Origin of the sequence: Polynucleobacter sp. MWH-Adler-W8, from assembly GCF_001889925.1 — a bacterium.
In the GTDB taxonomy this organism is placed as follows: Bacteria; Pseudomonadota; Gammaproteobacteria; order Burkholderiales; family Burkholderiaceae; genus Polynucleobacter.
Map to the genome: position 1 here is coordinate 126,952 of NZ_LZFI01000007.1, position 10,666 is coordinate 137,617.

Below are 10,666 nucleotides of genomic sequence, written 5' to 3' on the forward strand. Positions count from 1 at the left end.
GCATTGTCCAAGAGCCTCTAAGAGCTGTCAAACCAGCAAAAGTGGAGTTAAAGGAATAATCCCTTTTAATTCAATTACTTATGTAATTATAAACCGAGTCGGCCGAGAATGAAAAACCACCCGTAGGTGGTTTTTCAGATGACATCAGCCCAACAAAAGGAATTAATCCTTTTTTGAACCCTCAATAGCAATCATGATGGTTACATCGTCACCTACGTTCGGCGCGTATTTACCCATATTAAATTCTGTGCGCTTAACTTTTGTTTCAGCATTGGCACCGCAATAATCAGCGCCAGACATTGGATGTTTTTTGCACTCAAAATTAGTGATATTCAATGTAACTGGCTTACTTACACCCTTCAATGTCAACACACCTTTTAAAGCAACTGGTTTGTCGCCTTTAAAAATCATATCGCTTGATTGAAAGCTAGCAGTCGGAAATTGGGTTGTAGATAAAAAATCTTCACCTTGGATGTGATTGTTAAATAAAGCAGATCCTGTATCGACAGATTTCGTATCAATAGTGATATCTGCACTGCCTTTTTTAGCTGCTTGATCAATCGTTACAGTTCCAGTAACCGCATTAAAGCGGCTGGTCTGCTTAGAGAATCCTAAATGGTTATATTCAAACTGAGCAAAGGTGTGGTTAGCATCAGTAGCATAAGTTACTGGCGCAGCAAAAGCAGAGCTAAGGCCAATGGTTGCAAATAAAGCGATAAGTAATTTTGATTTCATGTAATTCTCCTGATTAAAAATTGAATAAGTAAGTTAGTAAAGGTAAGTTTAGGTAGATTAATTTGTAAAACTATTTTTGATTTAAGACTAAGTGAACATTGACTGGCACCTCATTGGCGACTGCAGAAGTGTCTGCCCAATTTCCAGCACCCAAGCCAAAATCCAGCCTCAACACCTGAAAGCTAGCATCAAAGACCATCTGCTTGCCTTGCAGCTGATACTTGACGGATATCAACAGTGGCACAGCTTTGCCCTTGATGGTTAGGGTTCCATGGGCATCCAAACTATTGGGGCCTGTAATCTTTACAGAATCCGTTACATAGCTAGCAGTTGGAAAGAGCTTTGTACTGAACCAGTCTTTTCCTTTTGCCTCTTCTTGCAACTCTTCCCCACCTGCATTAAAACTTGAGATTTCAATAATGAGATTAGCCTTCGCTTTTTCTGGCTCGTCTGGGTTAAATAAAACCTTCCCAGAAAATTTTCCAAAACTTCCAGAGATCTTTGAGCCCATCAATTTACTTGTAAAAGTAATTTTGCTTTTCGAGGCATCAATAGATGAATACTCCACCGCATAAGCCGAGCTTGCAGCACTAATGAATAGCATCGCCAATAAAGCCTGTGCCAACATCCCTAAATGTAATGAGCGTTTACTTTTCACGGTTTGATCCTCCAAAGGTCATACGACTTAATAAGTCATCTTTATCGATAAATTGATGCTTTAGCGCAGCCAAAATATGAAGTCCAACCAAAGCCATTAATCCATTGGCCAGAAACTCATGGATCTCCTTCAGCTGATGGCCAAGTGCCTTATCTTTATCTACCAGATCCGGCAATTCAAATAAGCCAAAGTAGTTGACGGTATAGCCCTTAGCGGAACTCATTAACCAGCCCACAATCGGAATCAGAAGCATCAATAAGTACAGCGCAAGATGGGTTAGCTTCATTGCACGCTCTTGCCAGGCTGGCAATGCGAGGTTTAATGCAGGAGCTGGATGAATTGCGCGCCACAACAAGCGCAGAACCACCAAAAAGAATATGGTGACACCAAGCCATTTGTGCCAGCTAATTCCCGTAATTCTGAGTGGACTCAATGGCATATCATCCACAGCAATTGCAATTGACCATGTTGCAAATATCAAGAGCGCCATCACCCAATGCAAGATGATGGCAACAGAGGTGTATCTGACTTTATTCATTATCCGCGCAACTGTTTGGTAATTTTTGCAATGCGCTCGCCATACAGTCTTGCAGTCTCTAGATCGCCTGCATTTACTTCGTCAGCACTTGCATCAGATGGTGTTTGCATCATTGCACCCGCAGATGAACCCACATAGTTAATGTCATCACGCTTTGCGGCTTTCGAATTCGAAGGCATCAATCCAGTACCAACCCAAAGGCCAGAATGCTGCATAGCCAAAGTAAAGAAGTAATGCAAGGTTGAATGCTTATCACCATTCATTGTGGCTGAATTCGTAAAACCACCGAAGACCTTGTCTTTCCATTGCTGTGAAAACCATTGCTTTGAGCTAGCGTCAGCAAACTTCTTAAACTGCCAACTCACCGTACCCATATAGGTTGGAGAGCCAAACACAATAGCGTCAGCATCATTAAGTGTCGCCCATTGTGCATCAGTAATATTGCCCTCAGCGTCAATGGCAATCAATGTTCCATTAGCGCCTTTAGCAATAGCCTCAGCCTGCTTTACGGTGTGTCCATAACCACTATGAAATACGACAGCTACTTTACTCATCAATTTCTCCTTAAAAAAATATTGACTTGATGTTTATGATTTAAAAGCATCTTTCAGCAACCGCAATGACTCTTCTAATTGCTTTAATTCATTTGATGATAATTTCTTAAATGCACCATTTAGATATTCCAAATGCTCTGGAAATACTTTCTCAAATAAAGACTGACCAGCTGTCGTCAAACCAATCAACTGACTGCGCGCATCTTCAGAATTTGTTTCACGAAGAATGAGTCCTTTTGCCTCCAAGCGCTCTAGTACCCCCGTTAAAGTTCCCTTGGTCACTAGAGTTTTCTCGCCCAAGTCTTTACATGTCATCGGCAATTGATTGCCTAATGTGGCAATCACATCAAACTGGGTCATCGTTAAACCCATTGCAGCTATGTGCGGAGCTGAATAACGCTCAAATGCTTGATAGGCAGAAACGAGGTTTCTTAGGACGGGTAAAAAGTTCATAAATCCTATTTAAAGTACTAGTTAGAACTAGTTTAGTACTAATGCGAACTAAATACAAATAAATCCAATTAAAAACCCCACAAATTCTGTGGGGTTTAGGCTTTTTCTTCGATATTCCTCAGAATTGAACTGTTTCACCCTCAGTCATCGGAATAATTTTGATATTGCTGCCCTTCATAGCCTCCTGAAACTCGGCTAACGTACCTTTAGTCATCGGATTAGAGTTGTAGTGCATTGGGATCACCATTTTTGGCTTAATCCAGGTACGCAATGCAAATGCAGCATCATCAGGCGCCATTGTGAAATTTCCTCCAATTGGAACCATTACTAGATCGGGCTTGTAGTGCTCGCTAATGAATTTCATATCACTAAATAAGCCGGTATCCCCCATATGCCAAATCTTAAAACCGTTCTCAAGCTCAATAATGAAGCCCATAGGCTCGCCGGCGGGATGTGACTCCATTTTGTCTGTAGCCGGATTCTTCCAAACCAATAAAGAAGAGTGCTCTGCTTGAACTGCGGTTACCTTGATTCCAGGCGCAGGTGTTACGCGACCCGTTTTATTAAAACGATAACCCAAGTCTGCTGGCAGAATTCCCAAAGTAGTTAGTGGCGTCACCATATCGGCTGGACCATATAACTTGATGTTATTCATCTTAGCCACAGCTGGCGCATCACCAAGATGGTCAACGTGTGCATGCGTCACTAGCAACACATCAATCGGACCAATCGCCGCCAAATCATTCTTGTAAATCGATGGTGTCTTCGGTCCGCCAGTAATCCAGGGATCAATCAGAATCATTTTTCCCTGAGGGGATTTAATCCGGAACCCTGCCTGTCCAAACCATAGTGCCTCAGTCTTACCCTGAGCACCTACAGCTGGAGAATTCTGCGCAATACTGAGCGAGGCTGTTGAAACTAATATTGCCGAAAGCAATACGCCCAAACCGCTTTTAGCTGAAAGGCATTTCATTGATACATCTCCTGATGATTGTAGTAATCAGGGAACTATAGACCAAATTGAAAGTTGAGACTTATGACGCAATGCGGCAATTTTTTAGGCACTATTTCCAGAAAAGGGAAACTTTTTGTGGCGAGTTGGCTTTAAGAGAAAGCGCCCTCTTTTGAACCACCCCTTGGTAAGCCGCTTCAATCACATAATCGCCAGACTCAAGATTAATCAGCATATAAGGTCCATCGGCCTGGGCATCAAAAATAATCTGTTTTTTTGAGTTCGTGATTTTGATCGTTGCTCCGAAAATCCAGACTCCCCTGCCATTTTCTATTTGAGACATTTCCAATAGCAGTGGCCATTGCTTCGCATCAGCCAAAATCGCAACAGTCTCACTTTCACCTACGCCACCAGTGATGTAAGAAATTCCCTGTGAGTGCTGCGTTTCAGGAGTTTGCGCTAAAGCCCAAGAACCCAAGAAGATAAGTTGAGTGGCAATCAGTATTTTAAGTAGTGTTTTCATGCTTCTATACTACGTCCAATTGATGCATAAAAAAAGCCCCGCATATACGGGGCTTATGTACGTTAGAACACTTAAGCTTATGGCGTCATCACGATGGCGCCTGAAACTTTTCGTCCCTCAGCAGCACGATGCGCATCAGCGGCTTGCTCTAAAGAAAACTTAGCGCCAATTTGTACTTTGACCTGCCCTTTGGCAATTGCATCAAATACTGCTTTAGCGTTTTCTTTTAACAAAGCCGCAGTAGCGTTGTGCGGAAATACAGAAGGCCTAGTTAAAAACAGGCAACCCTTCTTATTTAAGATCTCTGGCTGAATTTCTGGAGCTGGGCCTGAAGCGGCGCCAAACAAAGCGACTGTTCCAAAGGGAGCGGCACAATCTAAAGAACCCAAGAAAGTAGTTTTAGCAACAGAGTCATAAACCACATTGGCTTTTTTGCCACCAGTGGCTTTAAGCACTTCTTCAACCCAATTTGCTTGAGAATAATCAACAACAGCATCGCAACCTGCTTCCTTAGCAGCTGCAAACTTTGCTGGCGAACCCACAGTGCCCACGACAAATGCACCCAATGCTTTTGCCCAACCAGCTAATATTTGACCAACGCCGCCAGCGGCAGCGTGCACCAGCACTACATCACCCGCTTTTACTTTATAGGTTTTTTGCACAAGATATTGTGCAGTCATTGCTTTAAAGAAAACGGCTGCGGCTACTTCATCAGAAATATTGCTGGGCAGAACAACCAATTTGTCAGCCGCTACATTACGTGCACTTGCATAAGCGCCAATCCCGGCATTCATATAAACGACGCGATCACCCACTTTTAAATCAGTGACGCCTTCGCCCAAAGCCTCAACCACACCTGTAGCCTCATGTCCAAGGCCCGTTGGCATTTCTAATGGATAAACGCCTGAGCGCTGATATACGTCAATGAAATTAAATCCAATGGCAGTTTGACGGAGCTGCACTTCACCTTTTGCAGGTGGTGGCAATTCTTTATCAATCACTTTGATTACATCCGCACTACCTAGTTCACTAAGACTAACGACTCGAGCTTTTGTCACAGGTCACCTAATTATTTTTTTATAGAGAAAAACATCATACAGTAAGGGCGCCAACAGAGTCCTCTTCAATTACCGCCCAAGTACTGTCACCTAACTTCTTTACTGCCATCGAATAAGTCCAACCGTCTGGAATTCCACAACTCCATTCTTTCGGACCGTTTTGAATCAATACATTAGTGTTATTTCTACCGTCATAGTACAGATGGTAAATTTTTCCATGAATAGGATTAAAGCCAAATTTAGCGCTATGCACCATCTCTGTAGCATCTAGTCTTGCTTGTAATGCTTTAGCCTGCTTCATTAAGACTTCAGCCTGCTCCATAATGCGATCGTACTCAAGCTTGGCATTTTGGCGAGCTACGTTAACAGCCTTATCTTTTTCCTCAGTCACTTTGATGGGTGCAAACACAGGAGCACCCACCTCCATTGGATATTCAATCCCTGCATGTCGCGCTGGATCGGTATCTTCGATTCTCATGAAATGCCCTGTATGTACTAATTTAATAAATAGATGTGATTACTTAATCAAGCCACATGCAATACGTGGGCCAGAATTTCCTGCAGGCTGAGATTTGTAATCATCCGGGTCTCTGTGCACAACCACAGAGCGACCAACAATTCCAGTTGGACCTGTATTTACAGCAAATCCATGTAACTTAGCAGTGTAAGTTGCGTTGCCATTGGCATCGGACTTAATGTTGGGCAGATCTCCTGCATGATTCATGCCGCTATTTGGCATGCCATGAGATTTTGTTTCAGGATTGAAGTGACCACCTGCGCTGGTTGCATCCGGAGCAGAGCAATCGCCTTTTTCATGAACATGAAAACCTTGTTCTGAGTTTGGCTTTAATCCAGAAAACTTACCATTGATGAGAACATCATCTCCTTGCCAGGTAAACATAACCTCACCCTTAGCCTGAGAGCCTGATCTTGAATCTAAATTTGCGCTGGCTTTTTGCCCAGTACCTTGCTCCATTGATTGGCAGGCCACTAATGACAACATTCCCACAGCGGATAAAGCAATCGAAATTTGCTTGAATTTCTTGTTCATTTAGATCTCCTTGGATGAGGCGCCCAAAGGCGACTTCCAAGAAAGTGTGACACAAATCGAGCGCTTTTGCTTAGCGCTTGTAGAAGCTCAAAGTCACCTCACCCAAATCAATCCCAAACTTACTCATCTTGGCCTTATTGAGCATTACCTTGGGGGTAATTAAGTACATCCAATCATTAAATTGCACGTTATAAATGGTGCCATCTACCGGTAAAGCAAGGGTGTAGGTCCAGTTAAGCGCATTTCCGGCGAGCTGACCTTGTGCATCACCCACTACATCATCAGCCCTACCAATATAGTTACCCGGAGATTGCTCAGTTAGCGTCCAGATGCGTGTTTGCTTTGTGCCGTCAGAGTATTCAAAACGTTCATCCAAGGTGCCGACTTTTTTACCTTCCACTACTGTCCAACTTGCTTTGATCAGCACAGTAAAGCGCTTTTTCACTTCACCGTTACGATCAGTAAAGATGCCATAGGCATCAATCGTTCCAGAAAAGTACTCACTCAGGTCTAGAGCTGGTTTCTCAGCCGCATATTGAGAAACCTGAGGTGAAGAGCATGAAACTAAAAGCGCTCCACAAAATATTGTGAATGCAAGGCGTGTAAAAAAGGATTTCATAACTTAACAAGCCTCATTAAAAAGTGGTGGTGGACAGGTTTGTCCCAATAGTTCTGCTCTCAGTTTAGGGGCGCTTGTTTTAGGATCTAACCAAATTCCAAAAAATGCCCTTGAAAACTCTGCCCCAGGTATTTGTGCGATTTGCTTACCATCATGATAAAAAACGGTTCCTTGCTTGGGGGAGTAGACAGCTGTCAAAGTTTGCCCTGACTCGACATTCGGCAAGAATGACGCCAACTCCTTACCCCAAAGGGCGGCTTGTTCATCAGGTACGCCAGTGCGCTTCATTTCCTCTGCGCTCCGATTGGCAATCGATTTACCGGAGAAGGATTTTTGATAGCGCATATCCAATGCAAACTCGGGAGAAGACAGTGAACCCACCCTATAAAAGGAAGCATCGTAAATATGCAAGCCCCACCAAGTCAGTCGACCGCTTCCTTGCAGTTTTGCAGTACTTAAATATGCAGACACCTCCAAAGGATCGCGCGCAAAGCTGGTCGGCACCAAGAAACTCAGTAAAGTGGCGATGAGAAGAAGATGAATTTTCTTCATTGCTGTACAGATCTTGAGCGGGCCTTCACCAATCGTAAAGCTACAGGCCCAAAGAGATTAGATATCACATGCCGATTCTTAGCAAAAAAGAGGTATGCCAATTTCAAGAATGGCTGAAGCGGCTTTCTTGAAAAGAACCAGGCCATGCGCGGCAGATTTGCACGACGATAGGCCTCAGGAAAAACTGAGACACCTTGGATCAATTTGCCGCTAGCAAACTGACCATACATCGCCGCCAATGCAGCCTCACAGGAGACCCCCACCTTTTGAGGGTCATACTGTTCTGAGTTAATGTCGACAAAGCCCAATAGATTGTCTTGATTGCGTCCCGATAAAAAGAGAATCTCCGCCTGGCACAACGGGCAAGCGCCATCGTAAAACAAGGTGAGCTTTTCTAATTGGGTCATCGTTCAGCAAGTTTACGGCTTATTCAATAAACTGGCTGACACGGATATTTTTAAGGTTGCTATGCAAAAAGAAGTTGCGCTAAATGTTTTTGGTGAACCCCTCATTCCCTGCTCTTTCGACCCCCTAACAGGGTTTTTTAGGGATGGCTGCTGCAAAACCAATGAAGAGGATGTGGGCAGTCACTTAGTTTGTGCGATTGTGACAAATGAATTTTTGCAATTTAGCCTGCAAAAAGGAAATGACCTCATCACCCCAAGACCAGAATATCAATTTCCAGGGTTAGTGGCTGGTGACCAATGGTGCCTATGCATCAATCGTTGGGTGGAGGCATTCAATGCCCAATGCGCGCCCTCTATCAAACTGGAAAGCACTCACATCAAAGCCCTAGAGACTGTGCCCTTGAATATCCTGAAAGAATATTCAAGGGAAATATAAAAGCGTGAAAGCGTTTTATACCGACCATTTTGTATTGCCACTTCCAGAGGGTCATCGCTTCCCAATGGAAAAGTATTCGCGCTTACGTGATCTAGTAAGTAGTCTGATCGATATCGAACTGGTAGAGGCACCCCCTGCTACTGACACTCAAATTCTGTATGCTCACGATCCAAGCTATCTCATCAAAGTCATTGAAGGAAAGCTTTCTCCACAAGAACAAAGAGAGATTGGATTTCCGTGGAGCAAGCAGATGGTGGAACGTTCACGTCGCTCAGCAGGCGCCACTGTTGCGGCAGCCAAAACTGCTTTACGAGAAGGCATTGTCGCCAATCTTGCGGGTGGCACCCATCATGCATATCGAGATGCCGGTAGTGGATTTTGTGTCTTTAATGATTCCGCTATTGCAGCACGCGCTTTACAAAAAGAGATCAGCCCATCCCTCAAAGTTGCAGTGATTGATTTGGATGTGCACCAAGGAAATGGCACTGCATCGATACTGCAAAATGATGATTCTATTTTCACCCTCTCGATTCACGGGAAAAATAACTTTCCATTTAAAAAAGAAGAGAGCGATCTTGATTTGGGCCTAGAGGACGGTTGCGATGATGCCGCCTATTTACATGCCCTGAGCCAATCCCTAGATCAACTGGATTCACGCTTCAAGGCAGACTGCCTCATTTTTTTAGCTGGTGCAGACCCCCATGAAGGTGATCGCCTAGGAAGGCTGAATGTCAGTACAGCAGGAATGCGCTTGCGGGATGAGAAGGTATTTCAGTATGCCTTGGATAGGCAGCTCCCCATCGCGTTTTCAATGGCGGGCGGTTACGGAAAGGAAATGACATCTACAGTGGATATTCACTTTCAGACCATTAAGACCGCCCTGCAATTTCAGAGGCAATATTAAATCTTTAGCTCTTCTTTTTTGAGGCGCTTTTTGGGCTAGCGAGATTACTGACATTCTCAACGCTCTTCTCAAAATTCGTAAATGAGTCTGCCATTGCGGCACGAATCAATTCAAAATTTTGCAATGCGTTGTTAAATGAGGTTTTGAATACAGAGACATAAGCCTCGCTACCAAGAGGCGCATTGTCCGTTGCATCATTTACAAAGTGAATTAAATCTGCCTTAGATTCTTGAATCATGGTTTCAGCAATATCGGCGAGCTCTTGATTACCGCTTTTAAGCACCTGAAGTAATTGGTTGTGATATTGGGAGATCTCTTTGGCAGCATCCTGCAATACCTCTGCATGAACATACTCAAATGCAGATCGAGGGTCCTGGGTTTTCATTAGCTCAGATACTCTCTTCTGAATCATACCGGCCAATTCCTGTGTCGCCTGCTGATTAATCTGTGCGATTGCCTGGGCACTTTCAATCGCCACGCGTCCAGCTGCCTTGGTCGCATCAATAGCTCTTTGTTGTCCTGGCAGTGCATTCATATCAAGTGATTTCTTGCTCATATCAGCCTTTCAGATGGGGAAATGTCAGACACCAATCTACTCTCGTTCAGGCGGGTTTCTATAGAGAAATACCAGTAGATCTACCCGATACAGGCAAAAGAAAAGCCCCAGCTATTACCAGCTGGGGCTCCATCAGCATCCAGAGATCAATACACTCTATTTCTTACTTTGAGTCGGACTTCTTCTTTGGAAGACTGTTCAGAGTCTCAGCACTATTAAGCTGTTGATCTACCAAATAGAGCGTGCCGCCATAGTTGGCCTGTAAATCGTATCCCGAGAGCCCCACTGTATAGAAGGTAATTTCAGGATTAAAGGAGCGAATCGTACCGCCCGAACCAGCAGAAAAATTTGCATCTACATCGATGCCACCACGACGACCATCAATCGAGGTCAACAAAAACTGATCGATAGCGCCCGGGGTCTTAAAGATCGCCACTTGATATTGATCTTGATAGCCAGCCCCCAAACCTTCACCTGTTTTGAGCGCTTGCATAAAAACAGGTTCTTTGCGACGCTTATCAAACAGGACACCCTCGCCACGGGCTACTACCAGCAAAACAATATTGACATTGGTAGTCGTAAAGACTGCATAGCCAGCCGCCTGATCAATTTCTTTTTGAATATCTGGTTCTGTAGTATCCCCCGTCAACCCGACATTCCTAAAGTGTTA

At 44.0% G+C, this 10,666-nt stretch carries 17 protein-coding genes; 2 read left to right on the plus strand and 15 right to left on the minus strand.

Annotation, left to right across the window (positions count from 1 at the left end; all coding sequences use genetic code 11):
* Positions 1-162 precede the first annotated feature (162 nt).
* The 13 genes from AOC28_RS09465 to AOC28_RS09525 all read right to left on the minus strand — a co-directional run bounded on the left by AOC28_RS09465 (position 163) and on the right by AOC28_RS09525 (position 8,100).
* Entirely contained in the window at positions 163-735 is a 573-nt protein-coding gene (locus tag AOC28_RS09465) for a YceI family protein (RefSeq protein WP_072583725.1), read from the minus strand.
* Between the two features lie 70 nt (positions 736-805).
* Positions 806-1,393 carry a YceI family protein gene (locus AOC28_RS09470; RefSeq protein ID WP_143143922.1) on the minus strand — a complete coding sequence of 196 codons (588 nt, stop codon included), beginning with the start codon at positions 1,391-1,393 and terminating at the stop codon, positions 806-808.
* Positions 1,383-1,931 carry a cytochrome b gene (locus tag AOC28_RS09475; RefSeq protein ID WP_072583727.1) on the minus strand — a complete coding sequence of 183 codons (549 nt, stop codon included), beginning with the start codon at positions 1,929-1,931 and terminating at the stop codon, positions 1,383-1,385. Before AOC28_RS09475 ends, AOC28_RS09470 begins: the two co-directional genes overlap by 11 nt.
* A complete protein-coding gene (locus AOC28_RS09480) occupies positions 1,931-2,485 on the minus strand; it encodes a flavodoxin family protein (protein ID WP_072583728.1) in 555 nt (184 codons plus the stop codon). The genes AOC28_RS09475 and AOC28_RS09480 overlap by 1 nt, the downstream gene beginning before the upstream one ends.
* Before the next feature lie 33 nt (positions 2,486-2,518).
* Entirely contained in the window at positions 2,519-2,938 is a 420-nt protein-coding gene (locus AOC28_RS09485; RefSeq protein WP_072583729.1) for a MarR family transcriptional regulator, read from the minus strand.
* A gap of 118 nt (positions 2,939-3,056) precedes the next feature.
* A complete protein-coding gene (locus AOC28_RS09490) occupies positions 3,057-3,911 on the minus strand; it encodes a metal-dependent hydrolase (protein WP_072583730.1) in 855 nt (284 codons plus the stop codon).
* A 91-nt stretch (positions 3,912-4,002) separates the two neighbouring features.
* Positions 4,003-4,413: a hypothetical protein gene (locus AOC28_RS09495; RefSeq protein WP_072583731.1), complete on the minus strand. Its 411-nt coding sequence runs from the start codon at positions 4,411-4,413 to the stop codon at positions 4,003-4,005.
* 77 nt (positions 4,414-4,490) lie between these two features.
* Complete coding sequence (locus AOC28_RS09500) at positions 4,491-5,471, minus strand: quinone oxidoreductase (RefSeq protein WP_072583732.1); 981 nt, start codon at positions 5,469-5,471, stop codon at positions 4,491-4,493.
* Positions 5,472-5,505: 34 nt separating this feature from the next.
* The gene (locus AOC28_RS09505) at positions 5,506-5,949 is read right to left on the minus strand and encodes a DUF2452 domain-containing protein (protein ID WP_072583733.1); all 444 of its coding nucleotides are present in this window, start codon (positions 5,947-5,949) and stop codon (positions 5,506-5,508) included.
* A 39-nt stretch (positions 5,950-5,988) separates the two neighbouring features.
* Entirely contained in the window at positions 5,989-6,522 is a 534-nt protein-coding gene (locus tag AOC28_RS09510) for a superoxide dismutase family protein (protein ID WP_072583734.1), read from the minus strand.
* A gap of 70 nt (positions 6,523-6,592) precedes the next feature.
* A complete protein-coding gene (locus AOC28_RS09515) occupies positions 6,593-7,141 on the minus strand; it encodes a DUF3833 domain-containing protein (RefSeq protein WP_072583735.1) in 549 nt (182 codons plus the stop codon).
* Between the two features lie 3 nt (positions 7,142-7,144).
* Positions 7,145-7,693, minus strand: coding sequence for a chalcone isomerase family protein (locus AOC28_RS09520; RefSeq protein ID WP_072583736.1), 549 nt, complete (start codon positions 7,691-7,693; stop codon positions 7,145-7,147).
* Positions 7,690-8,100, minus strand: a complete 411-nt coding sequence (locus tag AOC28_RS09525) for a DUF393 domain-containing protein (RefSeq protein ID WP_072583737.1) — start codon at positions 8,098-8,100, stop codon at positions 7,690-7,692. Before AOC28_RS09525 ends, AOC28_RS09520 begins: the two co-directional genes overlap by 4 nt.
* A gap of 61 nt (positions 8,101-8,161) precedes the next feature.
* Between AOC28_RS09525 and AOC28_RS09530 the strand changes: the two genes are divergently transcribed.
* Both AOC28_RS09530 and AOC28_RS09535 read left to right on the plus strand, forming a co-directional pair.
* The gene (locus AOC28_RS09530) at positions 8,162-8,536 is read left to right on the plus strand and encodes a DUF2237 domain-containing protein (protein WP_072583752.1); all 375 of its coding nucleotides are present in this window, start codon (positions 8,162-8,164) and stop codon (positions 8,534-8,536) included.
* A gap of 4 nt (positions 8,537-8,540) precedes the next feature.
* Entirely contained in the window at positions 8,541-9,440 is a 900-nt protein-coding gene (locus tag AOC28_RS09535) for a histone deacetylase (protein ID WP_072583738.1), read from the plus strand.
* Between the two features lie 4 nt (positions 9,441-9,444).
* Here the strand turns inward: AOC28_RS09535 and AOC28_RS09540 are convergent, their stop codons facing one another.
* Together AOC28_RS09540 and AOC28_RS09545 are read right to left on the minus strand one after the other, a co-directional pair.
* Positions 9,445-9,996 carry a phasin family protein gene (locus AOC28_RS09540; protein ID WP_072583739.1) on the minus strand — a complete coding sequence of 184 codons (552 nt, stop codon included), beginning with the start codon at positions 9,994-9,996 and terminating at the stop codon, positions 9,445-9,447.
* Between the two features lie 163 nt (positions 9,997-10,159).
* Positions 10,160-10,645: a hypothetical protein gene (locus AOC28_RS09545; protein WP_237767784.1), complete on the minus strand. Its 486-nt coding sequence runs from the start codon at positions 10,643-10,645 to the stop codon at positions 10,160-10,162.
* Between the last annotated feature and the right edge of the window lie 21 nt (positions 10,646-10,666).

Bases quoted from the DNA above. Each gene is read 5' to 3' on its own strand.
- AOC28_RS09465 (WP_072583725.1), bottom strand. From the start codon at position 735: ATGAAATCAAAATTACTTATCGCTTTATTTGCAACCATTGGCCTTAGC.
- AOC28_RS09475 (WP_072583727.1), bottom strand. From the start codon at position 1,931: ATGAATAAAGTCAGATACACCTCTGTTGCCATCATCTTGCATTGGGTG.
- AOC28_RS09480 (WP_072583728.1), bottom strand. From the start codon at position 2,485: ATGAGTAAAGTAGCTGTCGTATTTCATAGTGGTTATGGACACACCGTA.
- AOC28_RS09485 (WP_072583729.1), bottom strand. From the start codon at position 2,938: ATGAACTTTTTACCCGTCCTAAGAAACCTCGTTTCTGCCTATCAAGCA.
- AOC28_RS09490 (WP_072583730.1), bottom strand. From the start codon at position 3,911: ATGAAATGCCTTTCAGCTAAAAGCGGTTTGGGCGTATTGCTTTCGGCA.
- AOC28_RS09495 (WP_072583731.1), bottom strand. From the start codon at position 4,413: ATGAAAACACTACTTAAAATACTGATTGCCACTCAACTTATCTTCTTG.
- AOC28_RS09505 (WP_072583733.1), bottom strand. From the start codon at position 5,949: ATGAGAATCGAAGATACCGATCCAGCGCGACATGCAGGGATTGAATAT.
- AOC28_RS09510 (WP_072583734.1), bottom strand. From the start codon at position 6,522: ATGAACAAGAAATTCAAGCAAATTTCGATTGCTTTATCCGCTGTGGGA.
- AOC28_RS09515 (WP_072583735.1), bottom strand. From the start codon at position 7,141: ATGAAATCCTTTTTTACACGCCTTGCATTCACAATATTTTGTGGAGCG.
- AOC28_RS09520 (WP_072583736.1), bottom strand. From the start codon at position 7,693: ATGAAGAAAATTCATCTTCTTCTCATCGCCACTTTACTGAGTTTCTTG.
- AOC28_RS09525 (WP_072583737.1), bottom strand. From the start codon at position 8,100: ATGACCCAATTAGAAAAGCTCACCTTGTTTTACGATGGCGCTTGCCCG.
- AOC28_RS09530 (WP_072583752.1), top strand. From the start codon at position 8,162: ATGCAAAAAGAAGTTGCGCTAAATGTTTTTGGTGAACCCCTCATTCCC.
- AOC28_RS09540 (WP_072583739.1), bottom strand. From the start codon at position 9,996: ATGAGCAAGAAATCACTTGATATGAATGCACTGCCAGGACAACAAAGA.